Origin of the sequence: Streptomyces sp. NPDC020807, from assembly GCF_040641575.1 — a bacterium.
Taxonomy (GTDB): Bacteria; Actinomycetota; Actinomycetes; order Streptomycetales; family Streptomycetaceae; genus Streptomyces.
On sequence record NZ_JBFADU010000018.1, the window covers coordinates 121,978 to 147,943 of the forward strand.

The window sequence follows — 25,966 nt, forward strand, 5'->3', positions numbered from 1 at the left end:
CGCGTGATGTACTCCGAAGCGTGATCGACACCGATGTGCGCCTGTGGCGGAGGGTCCATATGGACCTGGTCCGCTACGCGGGCTGCACGTGTCGCCCCTCCTGCTGACTTCGCCCCCTTCCCCGCGCGCCCCGCCGCCGACGCATGCCGTCCGCGTGCCCGATGCCGCCGCGCGCGTTCTTCGCGAACCCACAGGACGGTCCACCCGTGCCCCAGCGCGTCTCCCCCTCCCCCGTTTCCCCCTCCCCCGCTCCCTCCCTCTCCCCTGCCGCCCTCCCGGGCTACCGCCCCGCGGCCCCCACAGCCGCCGAGCTGCTCGACTTCGCCCGCCGTACGGCCGCCGACCGCGAACTGGTCGACTCCCTGCCGCTCGATCCCGAGGGGCGTACCTGGGTACGGCTCGACGGGCCCGGCGGCAGCGAGGCCTGGCTCATCGGCTGGCCGCCCGGTACGGGCACCGGCTGGCACGACCACGCCGAGTCCCTGGGCGCCTTCGCCACCGCGCGCGGCACGCTGACCGAGCGCTCGCTGGCGGTGCGGCTGCCGGCCGGCGGCTGGAAGACCCTGGAACTGGCCGACGGCGTCGACCGCTCCCGTCGCCTGGCGGAGGGCGACGGCCGGGCCTTCGGCCGGCACCACGTGCACGAGGTGTTCAACGAGTCCCCGGACGCCCACGCGGTGTCGGTGCACGCGTACTACCCGCCGCTCCCGCTGATCCGGCGCTTCAGCCGGGCGGGCGCGGTACTCCGTCTTGAGCACGTCGAGCGTCCGGAGGACTGGCAGTGAGCGAGGAACGCAGCGGGGAACACGTGGGCATCGACGAGCTGCTCGAACGGGTCAGGTCGGAGATCGACCGGATCTCCCCGACCGCCGCGCACGCGGCCTACGAGGCGGGTGACGCGCTCCTGGTGGACACCCGCTACGCGGCCCTGCGGGACCGGGACGGGCTGATCCCGGGCGCGCTGGTCGTGGAGCGGAACGAGCTGGAGTGGCGGCTCGACCCGCTGGGCAGCCACCGCGCGCCGGAGGCGGACAGCCACGACCTGCGGGTGGTGGTCCTCTGCAACGAGGGCTACGCCTCGTCCCTGGCGGTCGACTCCCTGCGCCGCCTGGGCCTGCACCGGGCGACCGACCTCATCGGCGGCTTCCAGGCCTGGAAGGCCGCGGGTCTGCCGGTCCTGCTCCCGGCCGCCACCCGGGACTGACGGACGCGACCGCTCCCCCTCTGGACGGGTCCTTCTCCCACTCCCCCCCCCGGGATGTCAGAAGGACTTCAGAAGGGCTCGTCCAGGCCGTCCGTGTCCTCGCCCTCGGCCTCCAGCGCCTGGCGGACGACGCGGAGGGCCATGCCCTCGGGATAGCCCTTGCGGGCGAGCATCCCGGCGAGCCGCCGGAGCCGCTTGTCCCGCTCGAGACCGCGCGTGGAGCGCAGCTTGCGGGCGACGAGGTCGCGGGCCGTGGCCTCCTCCTGCTCGGAGTCGAGCTGGTCCACCGCCTCCTGCACGAGGGCGGGCTCGACTCCCTTGGTGCGCAGCTCCCTGGCGAGGGCCCTGCGGGCGAGGCCACGCCCGTGGTGGCGGGACTCCACCCAGGCCCCCGCGAACGCGGCGTCGTCGATGAGACCGACGTCCTCGAAGCGGGAGAGGACCTCTTCGGCCACCTCGTCGGGGATCTCCCGCTTGCGCAGGGCATCGGCCAGCTGCTTGCGCGTGCGGGGGCTTCCGGTGAGCAGGCGCAGGCAGATCGCGCGCGCCCGCTCGGCCGGATCCTGGGGTGACGGCTCCTTCTCGGCCCTCGACGAGTCGGGGCCGTCACCCGGCCATTCGGTGCGACCGGTCACCGGTTCAGCTCTTGGCCGCGGTGGCCTTGGTCGCCTTCGCGGTCTTGGTCGCGGGTGCCGGGACGGTCTTGGCGGCGTCGTCCGCGCCGGCCGCGTCGGCACCGGCCGTCGCGTCCGCGGCGGCCTCGGCCGCTCCGGCCTGCGGCCGGACGCCCACGCCGAGCTTCTCCTTGATCTTCTTCTCGATCTCGTCGGCGAGGTCGGGGTTGTCCTTCAGGAAGTTGCGGGCGTTCTCCTTGCCCTGGCCGAGCTGGTCGCCCTCGTACGTGTACCAGGCGCCGGCCTTGCGCACGAAGCCGTGCTCCACGCCCATGTCGATCAGGCCGCCCTCGCGGCTGATGCCCTGGCCGTAGAGGATGTCGAACTCGGCCTGCTTGAACGGGGGCGCGACCTTGTTCTTGACGACCTTGACGCGGGTGCGGTTGCCGACCGCCTCCGTGCCGTCCTTCAGGGTCTCGATGCGGCGGATGTCGAGACGCACCGACGCGTAGAACTTGAGGGCGCGGCCACCGGTCGTGGTCTCCGGCGAGCCGAACATCACGCCGATCTTCTCGCGGAGCTGGTTGATGAAGATCGCGGTGGTCTTGGACTGGTTGAGCGCGCTGGTGATCTTCCGGAGCGCCTGGCTCATCAGTCGGGCCTGGAGGCCGACGTGCGAGTCGCCCATCTCGCCCTCGATCTCCGCACGCGGGACGAGCGCGGCGACGGAGTCGATGACGATGAGGTCGAGGGCGCCGGAGCGGACCAGCATGTCGACGATCTCGAGGGCCTGCTCGCCGTTGTCCGGCTGGGACAGGATGAGGTTGTCGATGTCGACGCCGAGCTTCTTGGCGTACTCGGGGTCGAGGGCGTGCTCGGCGTCCACGAAGGCGACCTGGCCGCCGGCCTTCTGCGCGTTGGCCACGGCGTGCAGGGTCAGGGTCGTCTTGCCGGAGGACTCCGGGCCGTAGATCTCCACGACACGGCCGCGCGGCAGACCGCCGACGCCGAGCGCGATGTCGAGCGCGGTCGATCCGGTGGAGATCACCTCGATCGGCTCCTGGGTACGGTCGCCCATGCGCATCACGGCGCCCTTGCCGAATTGGCGTTCAATCTGTGCGAGCGCGGCGTCGAGCGCCTTCTCGCGGTCGGTTCCTGCCATGGGTTCCACCCGGTTTGCTTGAGTCGATCGCTTCATGTGAAAGACGCTAACCCCTGCCACTGACAATGGGCCCCGACGTCCCCTCCGACCTGTGGACAACTCGTCGGCGGACCGCCGGCGAACCCGTGTTTTCCCAGGGCCGGACCTTCATGAGAATGGATGTTCGATTTCAGTGTCAAGCGCGCCACGCGGACCCCGGCAAACCGGGTCAGACCACCGCCACCGGCAGCACCGGCAGCAGCTCCGGGCGCTTGGCCCGCCGCCCGTCCCCCGAGGAACGCCCCCGCAGGCGCCGCCCCACCCAGGGGCCGAGGAAGGCCCCGGCCCAGCGCAGCTCGGCGCCGGCCGCGCGCAGCCCCGTCGGGGCCGGGCGGAGCGGCGGGGGCAGCGGGCGGGTCCAGGCGTCGTCGCTGCCGGGCAGCCCCAGCGCCTGGGCGACCGCGGCGGCGATCCGCGCGTGTCCCAGCGGACCGGCGTGCAGCCGGTCGGCGCTCCACAGCCGGGGGTCGGTGACGACCGGATGCCCCGAGGTCTCCACGACGGTCACCCCGTGCGGACGCGCCGCCTCGCGGATGCGCCGGTTGAGATCCTCGACACGTGATCCGAGCGGCCTGGCCAGCGGGATCAGCCGGCTGATGTCCGGGAACGTGAGCGTGGCGACGTGCGCGCCCCGGCCGACGAGCTCCGCGAACATCGCCTCCAGGTGCCCCGCCGTGACGTCCGCGTCGAAGCCGGGCCGCATCAGGTCGTTGACTCCGGCGACGACCGTGGCCAGGTCGGGACGCAGCGCGAGGGCCGGTGCGAGCTGCTCCTCCCGCACCTGGCCGGCGAGCCGCCCCCGTACGGCGAGGTTGGCGTACGTCACCCCCGGGTTCACCCCGGCGAGCCGCTCCGCGAGCCGGTCCGCCCAGCCGCGCAGCCCGACGACGTCGTCCCCGTCCCCGACCCCTTCGGTCTGACTGTCCCCGAGGGCCACGTACCGCAGATACGCGCCGCCGCCGTCACCCCTGCCGTCCGACACGAACCCCACCCCTATCGACGACCTCTTCGACCTATTAACTTTTTTGACTATACAACCCGGGGAGCCGGACGGTGACGACCAGACCGCCGGCGTCCCGGGCGGCGAGATCGAGTGCCCCCTGGTGCGCGTGGACGACGCTGTGCGCGATCGCCAGGCCGAGGCCCACCCCGGCGTGCTCGTCGGTGCGCACGCGTTCCGTTCCCCGCCGGAAGGGCTCGGTGAGGGTCGGAAGCAGCTCGGGCGGGACGCGAGGGCCGGTGTTCTCGACCCGGACGACGCTCACGCCGCCGCGCTCCTCGGTGTGGACCGTCACGGCGCCGCCGACCGGGAGGTTGTGCACCACGGCGTTCTGGACGAGGTTCGTCACCATCCGCAGCAGCAGCTCCTCCGAGCCGCCGGTCCGCGCGGCGCCGCCGGTGACGTCGAGCGTGATCCCGCGCTGCTCGGCGAGCGGCAGGAGGTCCTCGGCGGCCTCCTCCGCGACGAGGGAGAGGTCGACGTCCTCGCGGGTGAAGGCTCCCCGCTCGCTGCGGCTGAGCAGCAACAGGGCCTCGGTGAGGCCGATCGCCCGCGTGTTGACCGTCTGGAGCCGCCCGAGCAGCTCGTCCCTGTCCGCGGCGGGGTCCCTGCGGGCGACGTCGATCAGGGCCTGCGAGACGGCCAGCGGCGTCCGCAGTTCGTGCGAGGCGTTCGCGGCGAACCTCCGCTGCTCGGCGACGTGCGACTCGAGCCGTCCGAGCATCGAGTCGAAGGCGTCGGAGAGTTCGCGGAACTCGTCCTGCCGCCCGCCCATGGCGATCCGGTGCGACAGCGACCCCTCGCCGGCCGTCCGGGCCGCCGCGGTGATCCGGGTGAGCGGTGCGAGCATCCGCCCGGCGAGGAACCATCCGCCGACGAGGCCGAAGACGAGCAGGAAGGCCATCGCCAGCGCCGCCGCGGGGGCGAAGGTCCGCACCAGGAGGTAGCGGTTGGGCGAGACGCCGAGGAGGCCCTGCGAGGTGTCGGGGACGTACCGCAGCAGGAATCCCCACACGACGGCGAGGAGAAGGGCTCCGGCGAGGGCGAGGAACCCGGCGTAGCTGAGGGTGAGTTTCAGCCGGACGCTGGGTCCCGGGCGTCTACGCACGCGTGCCGCCCGATTCGGGCGGCACGGGGTCCGTGGGCGCTGCGGGGTCCCTCGGGGCCGCGGGGACCGCGGGCCCGGCCGGACCGCCGTCGATCCGGTAGCCGACGCCGGGGACCGTGGCGATGACCCACGGCTCGCCCAGCCGCTTGCGCAGCGCCGAGACCGTGATCCGTACGGCGTTGGTGAAGGGGTCCGCGTTCTCGTCCCAGGCGCGGGCGAGCAGTTCCTCGGCGCTGACGACCCCGCCCTCGGCGGCGACGAGGACCTCGAGGACGGCGAACTGCTTACGGGTCAGGGCGACGTACCGGCCGTCGCGGAAGACCTCCCGGCGGAAGGGGTCGAGCCGCAGCCCCGCGATCTCGCGCACCGGTGGACGGGCGTACGCGCGTCTGCGGTCGAGCGCCCGCAGCCGCAGGACGAGTTCGCGCAGCTCGAACGGTTTGGTGAGGTAGTCGTCGGCGCCGAGGGCGAAACCGGAGGCCTTGTCGTCGATCCGGTCGGCGGCGGTGAGCATGAGGATCGGGATGCCGCTGCCGGAGGCGACGATGCGCCGCGCGACCTCGTCGCCCGAGGGCCCGGGGATGTCGCGGTCCAGGACCGCGATGTCGTAGGTGTGGACGCCGAGCAGTTCCAGGGCGGAGTGGCCGTCGCCCGCGATGTCGGCGGCGATGGCCTCAAGCCGCAGCCCGTCCCGGACGGCCTCCGCGAGGTACGGCTCGTCCTCCACGATGAGTACGCGCATGTCCGCAGCCTAAGCATGAGCCGCGGGGACGGCCGACGGAGCCGTGCGCCACCAGCGGCGCGAGGCGAGTCCGGCCAGTACGGCTCCGACGGCGTTGACCAGGACGTCGTCCACGGAGGACACCCGGTCGAGGCGCAGCGCGTACTGCACGGCCTCGACGAGGAGCGAGCAGCCCGCCCCGAGCGCCAGCAGGCGCGGTACGGACGCCAGGGCGGCGAGGCGGATCGGGGCGAAGAACCCCAGCGACGCGAAGACGAGCAGGTTGCCGGCGATGCCGAGCGGCCCCATGGTGACCAGGTCCCGCAGCGGCACCAGGCTCACCCGGCCGGGGACGACGCCCGCCCCCGCGCCCGGCATCGTCGTCAGCCAGAGGAACGGCACCGTCCCGTAGACCATGCCCACCTCGGCCAGCGACATCCGCCGGGGCGATGCCCGCCGGCGCCGGGCCAGGAGCCACGCCGCGCCGAGGGCCAGGGGCAGTCCCACCAGGGTCATCAGGACGACGCCGTTGAACGTGTCGAGACACCCGTGCCACTGTCCGGCCGCGCACCTCGGCGCGGACATCATGAGCGGACGCCGTACGGCGTACAGCGCGCCCGCCAGGCCGAGGACCAGGAGACCGGCGAGCGCACGCGCGCGCGTGAGGCGGAGCGGTGGCGACGGGGGCGAGGTGCGGGCGGCGCGGTTCATGCGCTCATCCCACCCGACGGGCCGTTGCCGGGGCGTATGCGGTTTTCGATACGTCCGCGATACCCGCCCCCGTCAGGTCGTCGTGTCCTTCTTGTGGTGCAGGGCCTTCTGCAGCCGCGCCACGACCGCCTCGCCGTACCGCCGGTGACCGTGGACGCGCGGGTCGTCCGTCACCGTGTACCGCTTCACGTACGCCCCGAGGAAGGCCTGCAGGGTCGCGACGGCCGGGATCGCGATCAGCGCGCCGACGGCCCCGAGCAGCGCCGTCCCCGCGATCACCGAGCCGAAGGCCACCGCCGGGTGGATGTCCACGGTCTTGGACGTCAGCTTCGGCTGGAGCACGTAGTTCTCGAACTGCTGGTAGACCACGACGAAACCGAGGACCCACAGCGCGTACCAGGGGTTGACGGTGAAGGCGATCAGCATCGGCAGGGCACCGGCGAGGTAGGTGCCGATGGTCGGGATGAACTGCGAGACGAGGCCGACCCAGACGGCGAGCGCCGGCGCGTACGGCACGCCGAGGATCTCGAAGAGGATGAAGTGCGCGATGCCCGAGATCAGGGCCATCAGGCCGCGCGAGTAGAGGTAGCCGCCGGTCTTGTCGACCGCGATCTCCCAGGCGCGCAGCACCTCGGCCTGCCGGGCGGGCGGGAGGACGGAGCAGAGCGCCCGCCTCAACCGGGGCCCGTCGGCGGCGAAGTAGAACGAGAACAGGAAGATCGTGAGGAGCCTGAAGAGGCCGCCCAGGACGGTGGCGGAGACGTCGAGCACGCCCGCCGCGCTGTTCTGCACGTACTTCTGGAGCCAGTCGGAACTGAGGACGCTGTCCTGGACCTCGACTCTGGACAGGTCGGTGTGGAAGCTCTCGTTGATCCACTTGATCAGTGAGTCGAGGTACTTGGGGAAGTTCTCGACCATGTCCACGATCTGCCCGGCGAGCATCGACCCGAGGAGGACGACGAAGCCGACGCTGATGACGAGGGCGCCGAAGAAGACGAGGAAGGTGGCGAGACCGCGGCGCATCCCGCGCGCCGCCATGCGGCCGACGGCCGGCTCGATGGCGAGGGCGAGGAAGAACGCGAGCAGGATGTTGACGAGGAGTCCGACGAGCTGGTGGAAGGCCCAGCTGCCCAGCTGGAAACAGGCGTAGAGCGCGAGGGCCAGGACGAACGCGCGCGGCAGCCAGCGCGGCATGCGCGGCGGCGGGCCCGTCACACCGGTCGGGTCCGAGGGCTCGTCCGGACCGCCCGGGCGGTCCGGACCGGCCAGGGCAACCGGGGCAGCCGCGGAGGCCGGGGCCGCGGCGGTGGCCGGGGCAGTGGCCGGGGCCGGGGCAGTCACACCGGCGGCCGGAACCGCCGGGCCCCCGCGGCCCCCCGGGTCCGCCGTGCCGGTCGAGGCCGTCGTGCCGGCCTGAGCCGTCTTCTCGATGTCGTCGATGTAGTCGATGTAGTCGGTCTTGTCGGTCTTGTCGGTGTCGTCGCTGTCGTCAGTCGGGTCCACCCGGCCAGTCTCGCGCACCGCACGGACATTCCCCCCGGGACCCGGCACATCCCCGCTTGTCACCCCACCGCCTACCGGCCGTTCACCGCTTGTCGGCGGGTACGTCGACGGCCGCGCACACGGCCCGCCACACGTCCTTCGCCTCCCAGCCGGCGTCCAGCGCCTCGCGCACGGTCCGCCCGCCGAGCTCCGTCATCACATGGTCACGCGCGAAGGACTCTGCGTAGGACCCGCCGAAGTGGTCCTCCATCCGCTCCCAGAAAATCGTCAACCGCATGACACCAGTATCGCGCTCCCAAGAGTGCAGCCCGGTCCCCAGACCTTGTCACCGCGGTTTTCCGCCCTACGGTCGGAGCATGGCCGAAAAACCTCTCCCTTCGCCCCTCGCCCGCGCCGAGCGCTTCGTCTGGCTCACGGCCCGGGTCCTCGAACAGCGCCGGTTCGCCTACCACTTCCTGCGCGGTGGCGCGGACCAGGTCGAGACCGCCCTCACCGCGTACGGGAACGAGGACGGGGGGTACGGGCACGCCCTGGAACCCGATCTGCGGGGTCCCGTCAGCCAGCCCCTCCACACCGCGCACGCGCTGCGCGTCCTGGACTCGATCGGCCGGTGCGGCGGGATGCGCGTGGAGCGGGTCTGCCGCTACCTCACCGCCGCCTCGACCCACGAGGGGGCGCTGCCGGCGATCGACCCGTCCCAGCGGGACTACCCCTCGGCACCGTTCGTGCCGGTCGTCGACTCCCCGCCTGGCGAGCTCCTCGCGACCGGTCCGGTGGTCGGTCTGCTCCACCGCAACCAGGTCTGGCACGCCTGGCTCTTCCGGGCCACCGAGTTCTGCTGGGCCGCGGTCGAGTCGCTCGAGAAGTCCCATCCGTACGAGGTCCAGGCCGCCGTCGCCTTCCTGGACGGGGTACCCGACCGCCCGCGCGCGGAGGCGGCAGCGGACCGGCTGGGGCGACTCGTGCGCGAGCAGCGACTCGCGCTCCTGGACCCGGACCGGCCGGAGGAGTTTCCGGTCGCGGACGGGTACGCGCCCGGCGAGCACCACTTTCCGCACGACTACGCGCGCGTGCCGCACTCCCTGGCGGCCCGGTGGTTCACGGAGGAGGAGATGGCCCGCTCGCTCGACGCGCTCGCGGCCGAGCAGGAGGACGACGGCGGCTGGCCGATCCGGTGGCGGGCCTGGGCTCCGGGGTCGGCCCTCGAATGGCGCCCGATCGTCACGATCGAGGCCCTGCGCACGCTCCGGGCCCACGGCCGCGCGGTCGACTGACGCCGCGGCCGCCCCCGGCCTCGCGCTCGCGGGTCCGCGCCCGGCGCCGACGTCGCGCGCGGCACCTTCTTCAACCACTTCCAGCGCAAGGAGGACCTCGTCGCCGAATGGGGTGAGCACCGGCGCGTCCGGCTGCGCCACGGGCTGGAGTCGGAAGGCGTCACCGGCACCCCGGTCGAGGACGTCCGCGTCGCCCTCTCCCAGTGCGTGAGCATCCTGGCCGCCGTCAGCCTGGAGGACACCGCGCAGACCAAGGCCGTCCTGCCCGCCTGGGTGCGCGCCGGCTTCCCGCTCCACGAGGAGCCGTACCTGGCCCACATGTTCAGCGGGTTCATCGAGGCGGGCCAGCGGCTCGGCGACATCTCCCCCGACGTGGACGCCGCCCTCGCCGGCAACCTGCTGCGCGACGTGTACCTCGGCACCCTCTACCGCTGGACCCAGGCCCCCGACGGGGAGGCCGACCTGGAGGCCGACCAGAAGACCGCGTGCTCCACCCTCCTCGACGGCCTCCTCCCGCGCTGTTCCAGCACGAAGTAGGACGCACGCCCCGCGGGATCTCCCCAGGTCCGGCCCGTTGTCAGTGGTCGGGTGCACGATGGTGGACATGGTCAGGTCCGCGCTCGACTCGTTCTCCCCCGCGACCCGTGGTTGGTTCACCGGGGCCTTCACCGCGCCCACGGCCGCTCAGGAAGGCGCCTGGAAGGCCATCGGCGAGGGCTCCGACGTGCTCGTCGTCGCGCCGACCGGCTCGGGCAAGACGCTGGCCGCGTTCCTCGCCTCCCTCGACAGCCTCGCCTCGACGCCCCCGCCGGCCGAGGCGAAGAAGCGCTGTCGCGTGCTGTACGTGTCCCCGCTGAAGGCGCTCGCCGTGGACGTGGAGCGGAACCTCCGCTCTCCGCTCACCGGCATCCGGCAGGAATCGGTCCGGCTGGGGCTGCCCGAGCCGGACGTCCGGGTCGGCATCCGCTCCGGCGACACCCCCGCGGCCGAGCGCCGGAGCATCGCCACCCGCCCGCCGGACATCCTGATCACCACCCCCGAGTCCCTGTTCCTCATGCTGACCTCGGCCGCCCGCGAGGCCCTGGAGGGCGTGGAGACGGTCATCCTCGACGAGGTCCACGCGGTCGCGGGCACCAAGCGCGGCGCGCACCTGGCGCTCTCCCTGGAGCGCCTCGACCGGCTGCTCCCCCGCCCCGCGCGCCGGATCGGCCTCTCCGCCACGGTGCGCCCGGTGGACGAGGTCGCGCGCTACCTCTCGCCGGGCCGGGCGGTGGAGATCGTCCAGCCGCCCTCGGGCAAGGAGTTCGACCTCTCCGTCGTCGTGCCGGTCGAGGACATGGGCGAGCTCGGCGGCTCCCCGGCCTCCGAGGGCAAGGAGGGCGGCGACAGGCCGTCGATCTGGCCGCACGTCGAGGAGCGGATCGCCGACCTCGTCCAGGCCCACCGCTCGACGATCGTCTTCGCCAACTCCCGCCGGCTCGCCGAGCGCCTGTGCAACCGGCTGAACGAGATCGCGTACGAGCGGGCCACCGGCGAGCCGCTCCCCGAGGGGGCTCCGCCCGCCGAGGTCATGGCGCAGTCCGGGGCCGCGCAGGGCGCCCCGCCGCTGCTCGCACGGGCCCACCACGGCTCGGTCTCGAAGGAGCAGCGAGCCCAGGTGGAGGAGGACCTCAAGGCGGGCCGCCTGCCCGCCGTGGTCGCGACCTCCAGCCTGGAGCTGGGCATCGACATGGGCGCGGTCGACCTGGTCGTGCAGGTCGAGTCGCCGCCCTCGGTGGCCTCCGGCCTCCAGCGCGTGGGCCGCGCGGGACACCAGGTCGGCGCGGTCTCGACGGGCGTGGTCTTCCCCAAGTACCGCGGCGACCTGGTCCAGGCCGCCGTGGTCACCGAGCGGATGCGGACGGGCTCCATCGAGTCGATGCGCATCCCGGCCAACCCCCTGGACGTCCTGGCCCAGCAGCTCGTCGCCATGGTCGCGCTCGACACCTGGCAGGTGGACGACCTCCTCGCCGTCGTGCGCCGCGCCGCACCCTTCTCCTCACTGCCCGACTCGGCGTTCACGGGCGTGCTCGACATGCTCGCCGGCCGCTATCCCTCGGACGCCTTCGCCGAGCTGCGCCCGCGCGTGGTGTGGGACCGGGTGGCCGGGACCGTCACGGGCCGGCCCGGAGCCCAGCGGCTCGCCGTCACCTCGGGCGGCACGATCCCGGACCGCGGCCTGTTCGGCGTCTTCCTCGCGGGCTCGGACCCCAAGAAGGGCGGGGGCCGGGTCGGCGAGCTGGACGAGGAGATGGTGTACGAGTCCCGGGTCGGTGACGTCTTCACCCTCGGCACCACCTCCTGGCGGATCGAGGACATCACCCGCGACCGGGTGCTCGTGACGCCCGCGCCCGGTGTGCCGGGACGGCTGCCGTTCTGGAAGGGCGACCAGCTGGGACGCCCGCTCGAACTGGGGCGCGCGGTCGGCGCGTTCCTGCGGGAGCTCGGGGGCCTCGGCCCGGAGGACGGGCGGCTGCGGCTGCTCGCCGCCGGCCTGGACGCCTGGGCCGCGGACAACGTGCTCGCGTACCTCGCCGAGCAGCGCGAGGCCTGCGGGCACGTGCCGGACGACCGGACGATCCTCGTCGAGCGGTTCCGGGACGAGCTGGGTGACTGGCGGGTCGTCATCCACTCCCCGTTCGGCGCGCAGGTCCACGCGCCCTGGGCGCTCGCCCTCGGCGCGCGGCTCGCCGAGCGCTACGGCATGGACGCGCAGGTGATGCACGCGGACGACGGCATCGTGCTCCGGCTGCCGGACGCCGACCTGATGGGCCTGGACATGGGCCTCGACCTCCTCGACCACGAACCGGTCGATCCGGGGCGCCACCTCGACACGACGTACGACCCCGAGCAGGCACCCGTCGGCGCGGCGGACGCCCTCTTCGACAAGGGCGAGATCGCGCAGGTCGTCACCGACCAGGTGGGCGGCTCCGCGCTGTTCGCCTCCCGCTTCCGCGAGTGCGCGGCGCGCGCCCTGCTGCTGCCCAAGCGGAACCCCGGCAAGCGGACCCCGCTCTGGCAGCAGCGCCAGCGCGCCTCGCAACTGCTCCAGGTGGCGAGTGAGTTCGGCTCCTTCCCGATCGTCCTCGAAGCCGTCCGCGAGTGCCTCCAGGACGTCTTCGACGTCCCCGGACTCACCGAGCTGATGGGCGACATCGAGGCCCGCCGGGTGCGGCTCGTCGAGGTCACCACCCCCGAGCCGTCGCCCTTCGCCCGCTCCCTCCTCTTCGGTTACGTGGCGCAGTTCCTGTACGAGGGGGACTCGCCGCTCGCCGAGCGGCGGGCGGCCGCGCTGTCCCTGGACTCCCGGCTCCTCGCGGAGCTGCTCGGCCAGGCGGAGCTCCGCGAGCTCCTCGACCCGGAGGTCCTCGCCGACCTGGAGCGGGAGCTCCAGTGGCTGACGGAGGACCGCCGGATCAAGGACGTGGAGGGGGTCGCCGACCTCCTGCGCGTTCTCGGCCCCCTCACCGAGGCGGAGCTCGCCGAGCGCGGCGCCGGGGCGGGATGGGCCGAGGACCTCTCCCGGGCCCGCCGGGCGATCCGCGTGCGGATCGCGGGCCGGGACCACTGGGCGGCGATCGAGGACGCGGGCCGGCTCCGTGACGCCCTGGGCACGGCTCTGCCGGTCGGCGTCCCCGAGGCCTTCACGGAGCCGGTCAAGGACCCCCTGGGGGACCTCCTCGCCCGCTTCGCGCGTACCCACGGCCCGTTCACCTCCTCGCAGGCCGCCGCCCGCCTCGGGCTCGGCGCCGCCGTGACGGACGGCGCCCTCCAGCGCCTCGCCGGTGCGGGCCGGGTCGTGCAGGGCGAGTTCCACCCGTCCGGCATCGGCCAGGAGTGGTGCGACGCGGCCGTCCTGCGGCGGCTGCGCCGCCGCTCCCTCGCGGCCCTGCGCCAGGAGCTGGAGCCGGTGCCGCCTGCGGCGCTGGCCACCTTCCTGCCGCAGTGGCAGCACCTGGGGGGAAACAGCCTGCGCGGGATCGACGGCCTGGCCCGCGCGATCGAGCAGCTCCAGGGCGCGCCCGTGCCCGCGTCGGCGCTGGAGAAGCTGATCCTGCCGTCGCGCGTGCGGGACTACTCCCCCGCGCTGCTCGACGAGCTGACCACGACCGGCGAGGTCGTCTGGGCCGGGGCCGGGTCGCTCCCCGGCAAGGACGGCTGGGTCTCGCTCTACCTGGCGGACGCGGCACCGCTGCTCCTGCCGCCCCCGCACCCCCTGGAGCTGTCGGCCCTCCACGAATCGGCCCTCACCGCCCTCTCCGGGGGGTACGGCCTGTTCTTCCGCCAGATCGCCGACCAGGTCCGTGCCACCACCCACCCGGACGCGACCGACCCCCAACTCGCCGACGCCCTGTGGGACCTGGCCTGGTCGGGCCGGCTCACCAACGACACCCTCGCCCCGCTGCGGTCGCTCCTCGGCTCGGGCCGCACGGCCGGCGCGACCGCGCACCGCGCCCGCCGCACGGTCCCGAGGGGGCGGTACGGGACGCTGGGCGCCACCGCCCGCCCGGCCTCGCGGACCGGCCCTCCGACGGTCTCCGGCCGCTGGTCGCTGCTGCCGCCCGCCGAACCGGAACCGACCCACCGGGCGCACGCCCTGGCCCGTACGCTCCTGGACCGCCACGGCGTGGTCACCAGGGGCGCGGTGGCCGCCGAGGGCGTGGAGGGCGGCTTCTCGGCCACGTACCGCATCCTGTCGGCGTTCGAGGACAGCGGTCAGGCCCGTCGGGGTTACGTCGTGGAGGGGCTCGGCGCGGCCCAGTTCGCGATGGACGGCGCCGTGGACCGGCTGCGGGCCGCGGCGACGGCCCGCGACCGGGGCGTCGAGGCGGCCTCCGGGCCGCGCGCGCTGGTGCTCGCCGCGGCGGATCCGGCGAACGCGTACGGGGCGGCGCTGTCCTGGCCCGAGCCGCCGACCGGCGCGGGTCACAAGCCGGGCCGCAAGGCGGGCGCGATGGTGGTCCTCGTCGACGGCGAGCTCACGCTCTACATGGAGCGCGGCGGCAAGACCCTGCTCTGCTGGCCGAGCGAACCGGACGCCCCCGCCCTCACGGCCGCGGCCGAGGCCCTCGCGGCAGCCGCCCGAGCCGGCTCCCTGGGCACGGTCACGGTGGAGAAGGTCAACGGCACCCCGGCCCTGACCTCCCCCCTGTCCCGCCCCCTGGAAGCCGCCGGCTTCATCGCCACCCCCCGAGGCCTACGCCTCCGCCCCTGACACCAACCGAATCCCCATCCCCCCAGACATCCCCCTGCCAACCGCGCCCCTCCGCCCCACCCCGAGGCTTTCCCCACCGACGCCCAAGCCACGGCCTCCGGGGCAAAACCCCGACGCTCCGGCCCGCCGGCGTTCGAGGCGCGGAGCCGGGGCCGAAGCGCGAACCACTCTTGGTGATCAAGCCGCGGACCCTGGGGCGAAACCCCGACACCCAGCCCCGCCCACGTCCAAGGCCCCGAGTCCGGGGCGAAGCCCCGAGGCTCTCCCCACCCACACTCAAGCCACGCGATCCGCGGCCGAATCCCCAACACCCAGCCCCGCCGACGTGCGAGGCACGGGCTCTGAGGCGGAGCCCCGAAGCTCTCCCCCCACCCGCGCTCAAGCCACGCGATCCGCGGGCGGAGCCCCGACACCCAGCCCGGCCGGCGTTTGAGGCGCGGGGTCTGGGGCGGAGCCCCAGTTCGGGAAGGGGCGGGGTGGGGAAGAGGCCCCGCGCAGCGGCCCCCGGCCCCCGGCCCCCCGCCCCTGGCCCCCGCCCCCGGCCCCGGCCCCGCCCCCACTCACCCCACACCGACACCCGCCGCACCCCGCCGCACAAAGAACCCCCGCACAATGGACCCGTGCCCGAAGGAGACACCGTCTGGCAGGCCGCCCGCCGCCTGCACACCGCCCTCGCGGGCCGGGTCCTGACCCGCTCCGACCTCCGCGTGCCCCGGTTCGCGACCTCCGACCTCACCGGCCGGACGCTCCTCGACGTCACCCCGCGCGGCAAGCACCTCCTCGCCCGCGTCGAGGGCGGCCTCACCCTCCACTCCCACCTCCGCATGGACGGCGCCTGGCGGGTGTACGCCACCGGTGAGCGCCCGCACGGCGGCCCCGACCACCAGATCCGGGCCGTCCTCGGCAACGCCGAGTTCACCGCGTACGGCTACCGCCTCCCGGTCCTGGAGCTGCTCCGCACGGCGGACGAGCCGCGCGTGGTCGGCCATCTCGGTCCCGACCTGCTCGGTCCCGACTGGGACCCCGACGAGGCCGTGCGCCGCCTGCTCGCCGACCCGGACCGCACGCTCGGCGAGGCCATGCTCGACCAGCGCAACCTGGCCGGCATCGGCAACGTGTACAAGTCGGAGCTGGCCTTCCTCGCCGCCGTCACCCCCTGGCTCCCCGTCGGCGACCTCTCCCCCGACGTCCCCGCCCGCCTGGTCGCGACCGCCCACCGTCTCCTGGAGGCGAACAAGGACCGTCCCGACCGCCGCACCACCACCGCGCGCCGCCCGGGCACGCCTCTTCACGTCTACGGCCGCGAGGGCCGGCCGTGCCTGCGCTGCGGCGCCCGGATCCGCAAGGCGGAGCTCGGCGACCGCGTCACGTACTGGTGCCCCGGCTGTCAGCAAGGCCCGGCCGGTGAACCCACCAGAAGCCCCCGGCAACACAATTGACGAACCGTCAGATCCAGTCGTACGGTCCCGGCATGACGACTCTCCCGGCGTACGACCTCACCGGCCGCACCGCGTTCGTCACCGGCGCGGCGAGCGGCATCGGACGCGCCACCGCCCGCCTCCTGGCCCTGGCGGGCGCGACCGTCCACTGCGCGGACCGAGACGAGAACGGCCTCAAGGAGACGGCGGCCCTCGTCGGCGCCGAGGGCGGCACCGCGCACCTCCACCCGCTGGACGTCACGGACCGGGCTGCGCTCTCCGCCGCCGTCCGCTCGGCCGGCCGCCTCCACGTCATGGCGGCCGTCGCCGGCATCATGCACACCAGCACCGTCCTGGAGACCCGGGACGAGGACCTCGACCGCGTCCTCGCGGTCAACTTCAAGGGCGTGCTGTACGCGTGCCAGGAGGCCGCCCGTTCGATGATCGACGCCGGAGTCCCCGGCTCGATCGTCACGATGGCCTCGGGCGCGATGGACACCGCGAGCCCGGGCCTGCTCTGCTACGGCGTCACCAAGGCAGCCGTGGTCCAGCTGACGAAGACCCTCGCGACGGAGGCCGGCCCGTACGGCATCCGCGTCAACGCCGTCGCACCGGGCTGGATCCGCACGCCCATGACGGACCGTCACGAACCGGCGGCGCAGGAGCAGGCGGAGGCCGCCATGATCCGTCACTCACCGCTGCGGCGGGTGGGCGAGGCCGAGGACGTCGCGCACGCGGTCCTCCACCTCGCCTCCGACGCCTCCTCGTTCACGACGGGCCAGATCCTCCGCCCCAACGGCGGCGTCGCCATGCCCTGGTGACGAACCCCGGCCCCGTTCCAGGGCCTCCGGGACCCACCGGCGGGGCCGTTCCAGGGCCTCCGGGACCCACCGGCGGGGCCGTTCCAGGGCCTCCGGGACCCACCGGCGGGGCCGTTCCAGGGCCTCCGGGACCCACCGGCCGGGCCGCTCCGGGGCCTCCCGACCGCACTGACCGCACCGACCGCACCGACCGCCGCGCGGACGCCGCCACATGCACCGGCAGCAGACTCAGTCCCCAGCCGCCCGCGACCACCGCGCCCTCGACGAGCCCGGTCTCCCCCGGCACGAGCAGCAGCCGCACCACCGCCCACCACCACAGCCCCCCGGCCGCCAGCCCGACCGCGACCAGCGCGAGCGTCACCGGCGGAACACGTCGCCGTACCATGGCCGCCTCCTGCGGTCGACGCTAGACCGGCAGGATCACCCAGCGGGAGGGCGCACCGGAGGCAAACCCGGCGCACTCCTCGCGTATCACCACGCGGCGGCCGCCTACGCGCTCTCCGCCTGGAACATCCACGCGTGCTTTTCAAGGTCTCCCGTCAGCCCGATCAGGATGTCCTGGCTGATCGGGTCCGGGTCCCCGGTCGCGTCGATCCGTTCCCGCATCCGGGTGACGACGGCCCCCAGCGCGGCGACCAGGATCGAGACCGCCTCCGTGTCCTTGATCCAGCCCTCCGGGACCGTGCCGATGGCGCTGGTCGCTGCCACGGTCGCCGCCCGCCCGTCCGGGTTCACGCCGAGCGCGGCCGCGCGCTCGGCGACGGTGTCGGAGTGCAGTCGCGCGGTGTCCACGACCTCGTCGAGCTGGAGGTGGACGGAGCGGAAGCGCGGTCCGACCACGTTCCAGTGCACCTGCTTGGCGACGAGGGAAAGGTCGACCAGGTCGACCAGCGCGCCCTGGAGGGCGCCACCGACCGTCGTGAGGTCGGCGTCGGACAGCGGGCTCTTCACGGGGGACATACGGAATCTCCTACCAGTCGGACGTCCCCCCACCATGGCACGCCCCACCAGAACCCGGCATCTCGGACCAATCGAAAACCGCCGGGCAAGAGAAAAACCCCGCCCGGCACCCCTGAGGGCACCGACCGGGGCTTCGCCCCACTTCACTTCGGCCGTTCACCGACCGAGCGTCGGTCAAGCGGCGACGACGTCCACCGCTTCCGCGGGCGCCTTGATGGTCACCCGCTCGGTCGGTACGCCGGTGACCGACGTCACCGACACCGAATTGAGCATCGGGCGGACCGGCGTCGGTACCGGTTCGCTCGCCGCTGCCGACTCGGCCAGTTCGGCCAGTGACAGCTCGTCGCTGACTTCGCGCATGAGCTCGGACATCCGTACGTCCAACGCGTCGCAGATCGCGGAGAGCAGTTCGGAGGAAGCCTCCTTCTGCCCCCGCTCCACCTCGGAGAGATAGCCGAGCGAGACTCGGGCGGACGAGGAGACTTCGCGCAGAGTACGGCCCTGGCGCTGGCGCTGCCGACGCAGCACGTCACCCAACAGGCGACGGAGCAGAATCATCGGTGGCTCCCTCCTCGGACCGCGTAGCCGCATCCTTCACGCCCCACCGTACCGCCTCGCGCTGCGGCCGTGCGGGGAGCGATGTCGTGTTCACTCAGGGCTGCAAACATCAATTCCCCCCGTTGTGTTCCGTATCCTGTGCCCGCGCATTTCCCGAGAGTTCCTCGAGGAGCAGTGCCAACACGCTCCGTACACTCTCTCTACGGATTTCCGCGCGGTCGCCGTTCAACCTCAACGAGACCACTTTCCCGGCTCCGGCGCCTCCTCCGGCCGGCCCCGCGACCGCCACGTAGACGGTTCCGACGGGCTGCCCGTCCTGCGGATCGGGGCCCGCGACGCCGGTCGTGGAGATGCCCCAGTCGGCCCCGAGCCGGGTCCGTACACCCCTCGCCATCTGCAGCGCGACCTCCGGGTCGACCGCGCCGCGCTCCGCGAGGAGGGCCCTGTCGACGCCGAGGAGCTCGTGCTTGAGGACGGTGGCGTAGGCCGTGACCGAGCCGAGGAAGGATTTCGAGGCTCCCGGCGTCCCGGTGATCTCGGCGGCCACCAGACCACCCGTGAGCGACTCCGCGGCGGCCACCGTGTGGCCACGCTCCGCGAGCATCGCGAGGACACGGGCGGCCTGGGTCATCGCGCCGCCGCCTCCGCGCGGGCGGCCTCGCGTTCGGCCGCGAGTCCCCGCCGCCGCAGCACGACGGCCTGTCGCACATAGTCCAGACCGGTGACGACGGTCAGCACGACGGCCACCGCCATCACCCAGAAGCGCAGCGTGGCCAGCGGTCCGGTCAGCATCAGCACGTACATGCCGACCGCGGTGCCCTGCGCGAGCGTCTTCATCTTGCCGCCCCGGCTGGCCGGAATCACCCCGTGCCGGATCACCCAGAACCGCATCAGGGTGATCCCCAGCTCGCGCGCCAGGATGACGCCGGTGACCCACCAGGGCAGGTCGCCGAGCGAGGAGAGGCAGATCAGGCCGGCCGCCATGATCGCCTTGTCGGCGATCGGGTCGGCGATCTTCCCGAAGTCCGTGACCAGGTTGTACGTCCGCGCCAGGTGTCCGTCGAAGACGTCCGTGATCATGGCGACCGCGAACGCCGCCCACGCCCAGGCACGCCAGACGGGGTCGTGCCCGCCGTCCTGGAGGAGCAGCACCACGAAGCCCGGCACGAGCACGAGCCTGATCATCGTGAGGATGTTCGCGATGTTCCAGAGGCTGGCCTGGTTGACGGCCGCCGTGCCCAGCTTGCCGCGGGGCGACGGCCTGTCGGTCCCGCCCGCCGCGGATGCCGGGACTCCGGTCATCTGCCCGCCTCCTCGAAAAGACACTCGGCCACCAGGTCGACGCCTTCCGTGCCGACGACCTTCGCCTTGACCATACGGCCCGGGGCCAGGTCGGGGCTCGTACCGTCGGCCGTGGTGAGGTACACCTGTCCGTCCGTCTCGGGCGCCTGGTGGGCGGCGCGGCCGATCCAGCCGTCCTCCTCGTCCAGGGTCTCGACGAGGACGTCCAGGGTCTCCCCGAGCCGCTCCTCCGCGCGCTGCGCGGTGAGCTCCTCGGCGAGGCGCGAGAGGTGGGCCAGACGGGCGTCGACGACGTCCTGGTCGAGCTTGTGCTCGTACGTGGCGGCCTCGGTGCCGTCCTCGTCGGAGTAGCCGAAGACGCCGATGGCGTCGAGGCGTGCGTGGGTGATGAAGCGTTCCAGCTCGGCGAAGTCCGCCTCGGTCTCGCCGGGGAAGCCGACGATGAAGTTCGAGCGGGCACCGGCCGTCGGGGCCTTGGACCGGATGGTCTCCAGGAGCTCCAGGAAGCGGTCGGTGTCGCCGAAGCGGCGCATGGCCCGCAGCACGTCCGGGGCGCTGTGCTGGAACGACAGGTCGAAGTAGGGCACGACCTTCTCGGTCGAGGTCAGCACGTCGATCAGGCCGGGGCGCATCTCGGCGGGCTGGAGGTAGCTGACGCGGACGCGCTCGATGCCGTCGACGGCGGCGAGCTCGGGCAGCAGGCTCTCCAGCAGCCGGATGTCGCCGAGGTCCTTGCCGTACGAGGTGTTGTTCTCGGAGACCAGCATGACCTCCTTCACACCCTGCTCGGCGAGCCAGCGCGTCTCGTTCAGCACGTCCGAGGGGCGGCGCGAGACGAAGGAGCCGCGGAAGGAGGGGATGGCGCAGAAGGAGCAGCGGCGGTCGCAGCCGGAGGCGAGCTTCACGGAGGCGACGGGGCTGGCGTCGAGGCGTCGGCGGAGCGGCGCGCGGGGGCCGGAGACCGGGGCGACGCCCTCGGGGAGGTCGGCCGGCACGTTCTCGGGCGCCTCGGGAGCCGCCACGGCGTCCCCGTGGCCGGGCAGGGCCACGGCCGCGGCGGCCTCCTGGCGCTCCACCGGGGACAGCGGCAGCAGCTTGCGCCGGTCACGCGGGGTGTGCGCCTCGACACTGCCACCGCTGAGGATGGTCTGGAGGCGGTTGGAGATGTCGGCGTAGTCGTCGAAGCCCAGGACGCCGTCGGCCTCCGGGAGGGCCTCGGCGAGCTCCTTGCCGTACCGCTCGGCCATGCAGCCGACGGCGACCACGGCCTGGGTCTTGCCGTGGTCCTTCAGATCATTGGCTTCGAGGAGGGCGTCGACGGAGTCCTTCTTGGCGGCTTCGACGAATCCACAGGTGTTGACGACGGCGACATCCGCGTCCTCGGCGTTCTCGACGAGCTCCCAGCCGTCCGCTGCCAAGCGGCCTGCGAGCTCCTCCGAGTCCACCTCGTTACGGGCGCAGCCAAGAGTGACAAGGGCGACGGTACGGCGTTCGGGCATGGACTCAAGACTACTTCGTCCCGGCCGTTCCCCCGTCGCGCAGGGTTCACCTGCGCGACGGACGTCACATCACGGGGTCCGACGGCCCGGGTCTCATCCGGCCTGCGGGTCGCCCTTGGTGTAGGTGAGCCGCTCGACCTGGCCGGATTCGAACTCGTCCTCGACCTTCTTGCCGTTCACGTAGAGCTCGATGGCACCGGCGTTGCCGAGGACCAGGTCGACCTTCTCGTCGTCCTGGAAGGTCTTCGACTCGCCGTCCAGGAGGAGGCCGTCGAAGAGCAGCTTGCCGTCGTGGGCCTTGGCCGAGATCCAGCTCTTGCCGTCGACGGCGGTGAGCTTGACCGTGACCTTGTCCTGCGGGACGGCCGCGATCGCGCTCTCGGCCGGCTTCGGGGCGGCGGGCTTGACCGGCTTCGGCTTGGTCGCCGAGGTTGCCTTCTCCGGGGCGGGCGCCGGTCCGGCGTCGGCCGTGGTGGTGCCCTTCGGTGTCTCGTTCCCGTCGAACATCGTGAAGCCGACGAAGCCGACGACGGCGACGATGGCCGCGACCATCGCGGCGGTCCAGTTGGGCCGCCGCGGTTCGGGGCGGATACGTTCCGCCTCGAAGAGCGGGGCGGCGGGGGTGGGCGCGGGACGGCCACCGTGCTCGGCGTCGTACGTCTCGATCAGGCCGGCCGGATCGAGACCGACGGCGCGGGCGAGCGTACGGATGTGGCCGCGGGCGTAGACGTCGCCGCCGCAGCGCGAGAAGTCGTCCTCCTCGATCGCGTGAACGATCGGAATCCGGACACGCGTGGAGGCGCTGACCTCTTCGACGGTGAGACCGGCGGCGATACGGGCCTGCTGGAGAGCGCGACCGATCGAGTCCCGGTCGTCTGCCGGGAACGTCCGGTCGTCTTCGGGGGAGTTGCCGATGGACACGTGAGCGCCTTTCGAGCGTGTAGCCACCTGCTGGACGTTCAGTCTATGGGTGGTACGAAAGGGTGGGGCAACCGGGCGGGTGCCGTTTGTACGCCATGAGGCTGGTTGTACGGCATGAGGATGGGACGTGTGTCTGTCCCACCGTCCAACTTGACGTACGGGCAGGGGAAACGGTTGCCCCCCTTTCCCTTACGAGTGAGTCTCGGCCCGGTCTCGAACGCGTACCCCAGCACCCCGGGGCCATGCGCTACTCGCCCGACTCCCCCCGGATCACGGCGATGACCCCGTCGATCTCGTCGGGCTTCACGAGCACGTCCCGCGCCTTCGAGCCCTCGCTCGGCCCGACGATGCCCCGCGACTCCATCAGGTCCATCAGCCGGCCGGCCTTGGCGAAGCCGACGCGCAGCTTGCGCTGGAGCATCGACGTCGAGCCGAACTGCGTGGAGACGACCAGCTCGGCGGCCTGGCACAGCAGGTCGAGGTCGTCGCCGATGTCCTCGTCGATCTCCTTCTTCTGCTTGGTGCCGACGGTGACGTCGTCCCGGAAGACCGGCGTCATCTGGTCCTTGCAGTGCTGCACGACGGCCGCGACCTCGTGCTCGGTGACGAAGGCGCCCTGCATGCGGACGGGCTTGTTGGCGCCCATCGGCAGGAAGAGCCCGTCGCCCTTGCCGATCAGCTTCTCGGCGCCGGGCTGGTCGAGGATGACCCGGCTGTCGGCGAGCGAGGAGGTGGCGAAGGCGAGCCGCGAGGGCACGTTCGCCTTGATCAGACCGGTGACGACGTCGACGGACGGACGCTGGGTCGCGAGCACCAGGTGGATGCCGGCGGCGCGGGCCAACTGGGTGATGCGGACGATCGAGTCCTCGACGTCCCTCGGCGCGACCATCATCAGGTCGGCGAGCTCGTCGACGATCACCAGGAGGTACGGGTACGGGCTCAGCTCGCGCTGGCTGCCCTCGGGCAGCTGGATCTTGCCGTCCCTGATCGCCTGGTTGAAGTCGTCGATGTGCCGGAACCCGAAGGCCGCCAGGTCGTCGTAGCGGAGGTCCATCTCCTTCACCACCCACTGGAGGGCCTCGGCGGCCTTCTTCGGGTTGGTGATGATCGGCGTGATGAGGTGCGGGATGCCCTCGTACGCGGTGAGCTCGACCCGCTTGGGGTCGACGAGGACCATCCGGACGTCCTCGGGCGTCGCCCGGATCATCACGGAGGTGATGAGGCAGTTGATGCAGGAGGACTTGCCGGAGCCGGTGGCGCCCGCGACGAGCACGTGCGGCATCTTCGCGAGGTTGGCCATGACGTAGCCGCCCTCGACGTCCTTGCCGAGCGCGACGAGCATCGGGTGGTCGTCGCCCGCCGCGTCCGCGAGCCGCAGCACGTCCCCGAGGTTGACCATCTCGCGGTCGCTGTTCGGGATCTCGATGCCGACGGCCGACTTGCCGGGGATCGGCGAGATGATCCGGACGTCCGGGGAGGCGACGGCGTACGCGATGTTCTTGGTGAGGGCCGTGATCTTCTCGACCTTCACGGCCGGTCCGAGCTCGACCTCGTACCGCGTGACCGTCGGGCCGCGCGTGAAGCCGGTGACGGCGGCGTCGACCTTGAACTCGACGAAGACGTTGGTGAGCGACTCGACGACCGCGTCGTTGGCGGCGCTGCGCGTCTTGCCGGGACCGCCGCGCTCCAGGAGGTCCATCGACGGCAGCGAGTAGGTGATGTCGCCGGAGAGCTGGAGCTGCTCGGCCCTGGCCGGCAGGTCGGTCGGCTCGGGCGCCGGCTTGGTCAGATCCGGTACGCCTCCGCCGGGGCGCCGCTCGCCGGGCCGCGCCGACGGCACCGGCGGGGCGGCGGGCACGGGCGGCGCGACGGCCTCTCCCGCGGCCAGCGCGGCGTCCCGCTCGGCGGTGACGTCCTTGGTCAGGTCGGCGACGAGCGGGGACGGCGGCATCCCGTTGAGCACGGCCCCGTCGAGCGCGGCGGCCGCCGCGGCGGCCACGTCGACCGGGTCGAGACCGTGGTCGAAGGCGTCCGGCGCGGTGCTGCGCGGCCCCCTGCCGGAGCGTCGCGACAGGAGCTCGGCCTCGGCGCGGTCCACGTCGTACGGCTCCGAGGGCCCGGAGGCCCGGCGCCGGGCGGGTCGCGCGGGCCGGGGCGCGGCCTCGCGCCACTCCTCGTCGTACGCGTCGTGGCCCTCGTACTCCTCCTCGTACCGCCCGTACCCCTCGGCGTCCGCCGGGTCCTCGGCGGGCTCGACGAGGCCGAGCCTGGCGCCGAGCGCGCGCAGCCGCTGCGGGATCGCGTTGACCGGGGTGGCGGTGACGACGAGCAGGCCGAAGAGCGTGAGCAGCACGAGCATGGGGACGGCGAGGACCTCGCCCATCATGAAGACGAGCGGCTGGGACGCGGCCCAGCCGATGAGTCCGCCGGCGTCCTGCATCGCCGCGCTGCCGTCGTCGCGCCCCGGCGAGCCGCACGCGATGTGGACCTGGCCGAGGATGCCGATGACGAGCGCGGAGAGGCCGATGCTGATCCGGCCGTTGGCCTCGGGCCGCTCCGGATAGAGGATCAGCCGCACGCCGATCGCGCCGAGGAGCAGCGGCACGAGCAGGTCGAGCCGGCCGAAGGAGCCGGTCACGAGCATCTGGACGAGGTCGCCGACCGGGCCGCGCAGATGGGACCAGGTCCCGGCGGCGACGATCAGGGCGAGCCCGAGGAGGAGCAGCGCGAGCCCGTCCTTGCGGTGGGCGGGGTCGAGGCCCTTGGCGCCCCGCCCTATCCCCCGGAACATGGCGCCCACGCCGTGGGCGACGCCGAGCCAGGCACCGCGCGCGAGCCGGTAGACGCCCCCGGTGGGAGAGGGCGCCGGACGCGGCGCGGCCTTCTTCGCGGCGGTCTTGCGCGCGGGCGCGCGCTTGGCGGGCGCGGCCTTCCTGGCCGCCGCCTTCTTCGCGGGAGCCTTCGCGGCCGCCTTGGCCGCCGGTTTGGCGGGCGCCTTCGCGGGCGCCGCTTTCTTCGCGGCGGCCGTCGTCCGGCCGGCGCGCGGCTTTGCGGCGCCCGCCGTGCTCTGTGAACCCTTGCCGGACGTACGTGAAGCCATGGGGTCGAGGTTACCGGTGAGGAGACGGGCTGTCCGCCTCCAACTCACCCGATCCGGTCACCCTTGCCGAGGCGCCGAGCTGACGTCGGCTCACTCCGCGCCCTGGCGCGTGACGGTACGTCAGCTCTGGGCGGGCAGCGTGGGCGCGGCGCCCGTCCCCGGCTCCAGGGCGTCGAGGGCCCGCCGCAGTCCGGTCAGCTTCCGCTCCAGATGGGCGGCCGTGGCGACCGCGGCCGCGTCGGCCGAGTCGTCGTCGAGCTGCTTCGACAGCGCCTCGGCCTGCTCCTCGACGGCCGCGAGCCGCGCGGACAGCTCGGCGAGCAGCCCCGCGGACTCCTTGCCGTGGCCGCCCTCGCCGCCGCCCTCCAACTGGAGCCGCAGCAGGGCCGCCTGCTCGCGCAGCTTGCAGTTCTTCATGTACAGCTCGACGAAGACGGAGACCTTGGCGCGGAGCACCCACGGGTCGAACGGCTTCGAGATGTAGTCGACCGCGCCGGCCGCGTACCCCCGGAAGGTGTGGTGGGGGCCGTGATTGATGGCCGTGAGGAAGATGATCGGGATGTCCCGGGTCCGCTCGCGCCGCTTGATGTGCGCCGCGGTCTCGAAACCGTCCATGCCGGGCATCTGGACGTCCAGCAGGATGACCGCGAAGTCGTCCGTCAGCAGCGCCTTGAGCGCTTCCTCCCCGGACGATGCCCGCACCAGCGTCTGATCGAGCGCGGAGAGAATGGCCTCCAACGCCAGCAGATTCTCCGGCCGGTCATCGACCAGGAGGATCTTGGCCTTCTGCACCATGC

Annotated in this window: 24 protein-coding genes and 1 pseudogene; 8 read left to right on the plus strand and 17 right to left on the minus strand. The window is 73.1% G+C overall.

Features of this window, described 5'->3' with window-relative positions; translation table 11 throughout:
• The first annotated feature begins 35 nt into the window (after window positions 1–35).
• From AB0G79_RS24195 to AB0G79_RS24205, 3 genes are all read left to right on the plus strand, one after another.
• On the plus strand, window positions 36–107 hold the full coding sequence (locus AB0G79_RS24195) for a putative leader peptide (RefSeq protein ID WP_317453359.1): 72 nt from the start codon (window positions 36–38) through the stop codon (window positions 105–107).
• Window positions 108–206: 99 nt separating this feature from the next.
• A complete protein-coding gene (locus tag AB0G79_RS24200; protein WP_360809753.1) occupies window positions 207–785 on the plus strand; it encodes a cysteine dioxygenase in 579 nt (192 codons plus the stop codon).
• On the plus strand, window positions 776–1,204 hold the full coding sequence (locus AB0G79_RS24205) for a rhodanese-like domain-containing protein (protein WP_360809802.1): 429 nt from the start codon (window positions 776–778) through the stop codon (window positions 1,202–1,204). Before AB0G79_RS24200 ends, AB0G79_RS24205 begins: the two co-directional genes overlap by 10 nt.
• A gap of 68 nt (window positions 1,205–1,272) precedes the next feature.
• Here the strand turns inward: AB0G79_RS24205 and recX are convergent, their stop codons facing one another.
• From recX to AB0G79_RS24245, 8 genes are all read right to left on the minus strand, one after another.
• The gene (gene recX, locus AB0G79_RS24210; protein ID WP_360809754.1) at window positions 1,273–1,839 is read right to left on the minus strand and encodes a recombination regulator RecX; all 567 of its coding nucleotides are present in this window, start codon (window positions 1,837–1,839) and stop codon (window positions 1,273–1,275) included.
• 4 nt (window positions 1,840–1,843) lie between these two features.
• Complete coding sequence (gene recA, locus AB0G79_RS24215; RefSeq protein ID WP_360809756.1) at window positions 1,844–2,980, minus strand: recombinase RecA; 1,137 nt, start codon at window positions 2,978–2,980, stop codon at window positions 1,844–1,846.
• Between the two features lie 208 nt (window positions 2,981–3,188).
• Complete coding sequence (locus AB0G79_RS24220) at window positions 3,189–4,001, minus strand: SGNH/GDSL hydrolase family protein (RefSeq protein ID WP_360809758.1); 813 nt, start codon at window positions 3,999–4,001, stop codon at window positions 3,189–3,191.
• 34 nt (window positions 4,002–4,035) lie between these two features.
• Window positions 4,036–5,127: a HAMP domain-containing sensor histidine kinase gene (locus AB0G79_RS24225; protein ID WP_360809759.1), complete on the minus strand. Its 1,092-nt coding sequence runs from the start codon at window positions 5,125–5,127 to the stop codon at window positions 4,036–4,038.
• Window positions 5,120–5,869, minus strand: a complete 750-nt coding sequence (locus tag AB0G79_RS24230; RefSeq protein WP_360809761.1) for a response regulator transcription factor — start codon at window positions 5,867–5,869, stop codon at window positions 5,120–5,122. The genes AB0G79_RS24225 and AB0G79_RS24230 overlap by 8 nt, the downstream gene beginning before the upstream one ends.
• 9 nt (window positions 5,870–5,878) lie before the next feature.
• The gene (locus AB0G79_RS24235) at window positions 5,879–6,559 is read right to left on the minus strand and encodes a VanZ family protein (protein WP_360809763.1); all 681 of its coding nucleotides are present in this window, start codon (window positions 6,557–6,559) and stop codon (window positions 5,879–5,881) included.
• Window positions 6,560–6,631: 72 nt separating this feature from the next.
• Window positions 6,632–7,774 (minus strand): AI-2E family transporter, encoded by a 1,143-nt coding sequence (locus AB0G79_RS24240; protein WP_360809804.1) that lies wholly within the window; start codon window positions 7,772–7,774, stop codon window positions 6,632–6,634.
• Between the two features lie 370 nt (window positions 7,775–8,144).
• Entirely contained in the window at window positions 8,145–8,339 is a 195-nt protein-coding gene (locus AB0G79_RS24245) for a DUF3046 domain-containing protein (RefSeq protein WP_360809765.1), read from the minus strand.
• Window positions 8,340–8,418: 79 nt separating this feature from the next.
• On the opposite strand from AB0G79_RS24245, the gene AB0G79_RS24250 reads away from it, so the two are divergent.
• The 5 genes from AB0G79_RS24250 to AB0G79_RS24270 all read left to right on the plus strand — a co-directional run bounded on the left by AB0G79_RS24250 (window position 8,419) and on the right by AB0G79_RS24270 (window position 16,829).
• Window positions 8,419–9,336, plus strand: coding sequence for a hypothetical protein (locus AB0G79_RS24250; RefSeq protein ID WP_360809766.1), 918 nt, complete (start codon window positions 8,419–8,421; stop codon window positions 9,334–9,336).
• Between the two features lie 207 nt (window positions 9,337–9,543).
• On the plus strand, window positions 9,544–9,873 hold the full coding sequence (locus AB0G79_RS24255; protein WP_360809767.1) for a hypothetical protein: 330 nt from the start codon (window positions 9,544–9,546) through the stop codon (window positions 9,871–9,873).
• Window positions 9,874–9,940: 67 nt separating this feature from the next.
• Window positions 9,941–14,590: a DEAD/DEAH box helicase gene (locus tag AB0G79_RS24260; protein WP_360809768.1), complete on the plus strand. Its 4,650-nt coding sequence runs from the start codon at window positions 9,941–9,943 to the stop codon at window positions 14,588–14,590.
• 620 nt (window positions 14,591–15,210) lie between these two features.
• Window positions 15,211–16,029 carry a DNA-formamidopyrimidine glycosylase family protein gene (locus AB0G79_RS24265; protein WP_360809770.1) on the plus strand — a complete coding sequence of 273 codons (819 nt, stop codon included), beginning with the start codon at window positions 15,211–15,213 and terminating at the stop codon, window positions 16,027–16,029.
• Between the two features lie 32 nt (window positions 16,030–16,061).
• On the plus strand, window positions 16,062–16,829 hold the full coding sequence (locus AB0G79_RS24270; RefSeq protein ID WP_360809772.1) for an SDR family NAD(P)-dependent oxidoreductase: 768 nt from the start codon (window positions 16,062–16,064) through the stop codon (window positions 16,827–16,829).
• A gap of 199 nt (window positions 16,830–17,028) precedes the next feature.
• Here the strand turns inward: AB0G79_RS24270 and AB0G79_RS24275 are convergent.
• From AB0G79_RS24275 to AB0G79_RS24315, 9 genes and pseudogenes are all read right to left on the minus strand, one after another.
• A pseudogene (locus AB0G79_RS24275) lies at window positions 17,029–17,214 on the minus strand (hypothetical protein); the annotation flags it as partial.
• Window positions 17,215–17,318: 104 nt separating this feature from the next.
• Window positions 17,319–17,789, minus strand: a complete 471-nt coding sequence (locus AB0G79_RS24280) for a DNA starvation/stationary phase protection protein (RefSeq protein ID WP_360809774.1) — start codon at window positions 17,787–17,789, stop codon at window positions 17,319–17,321.
• A 174-nt stretch (window positions 17,790–17,963) separates the two neighbouring features.
• The gene (locus AB0G79_RS24285; RefSeq protein ID WP_360809776.1) at window positions 17,964–18,347 is read right to left on the minus strand and encodes a helix-turn-helix transcriptional regulator; all 384 of its coding nucleotides are present in this window, start codon (window positions 18,345–18,347) and stop codon (window positions 17,964–17,966) included.
• A 109-nt stretch (window positions 18,348–18,456) separates the two neighbouring features.
• Window positions 18,457–18,978, minus strand: coding sequence for a CinA family protein (locus AB0G79_RS24290; protein WP_360809778.1), 522 nt, complete (start codon window positions 18,976–18,978; stop codon window positions 18,457–18,459).
• Window positions 18,975–19,649, minus strand: a complete 675-nt coding sequence (pgsA, locus tag AB0G79_RS24295) for a CDP-diacylglycerol--glycerol-3-phosphate 3-phosphatidyltransferase (RefSeq protein WP_360809780.1) — start codon at window positions 19,647–19,649, stop codon at window positions 18,975–18,977. Before pgsA ends, AB0G79_RS24290 begins: the two co-directional genes overlap by 4 nt.
• Window positions 19,646–21,148 (minus strand): 30S ribosomal protein S12 methylthiotransferase RimO, encoded by a 1,503-nt coding sequence (rimO, locus tag AB0G79_RS24300; RefSeq protein ID WP_360809782.1) that lies wholly within the window; start codon window positions 21,146–21,148, stop codon window positions 19,646–19,648. Before rimO ends, pgsA begins: the two co-directional genes overlap by 4 nt.
• Before the next feature lie 93 nt (window positions 21,149–21,241).
• Window positions 21,242–22,069 carry a RodZ domain-containing protein gene (locus AB0G79_RS24305; protein WP_360809784.1) on the minus strand — a complete coding sequence of 276 codons (828 nt, stop codon included), beginning with the start codon at window positions 22,067–22,069 and terminating at the stop codon, window positions 21,242–21,244.
• 247 nt (window positions 22,070–22,316) lie between these two features.
• Window positions 22,317–25,169 (minus strand): DNA translocase FtsK, encoded by a 2,853-nt coding sequence (locus AB0G79_RS24310; protein WP_360809786.1) that lies wholly within the window; start codon window positions 25,167–25,169, stop codon window positions 22,317–22,319.
• A 120-nt stretch (window positions 25,170–25,289) separates the two neighbouring features.
• Complete coding sequence (locus AB0G79_RS24315; RefSeq protein ID WP_093873786.1) at window positions 25,290–25,964, minus strand: response regulator; 675 nt, start codon at window positions 25,962–25,964, stop codon at window positions 25,290–25,292.
• Window positions 25,965–25,966: the final 2 nt, after the last annotated feature.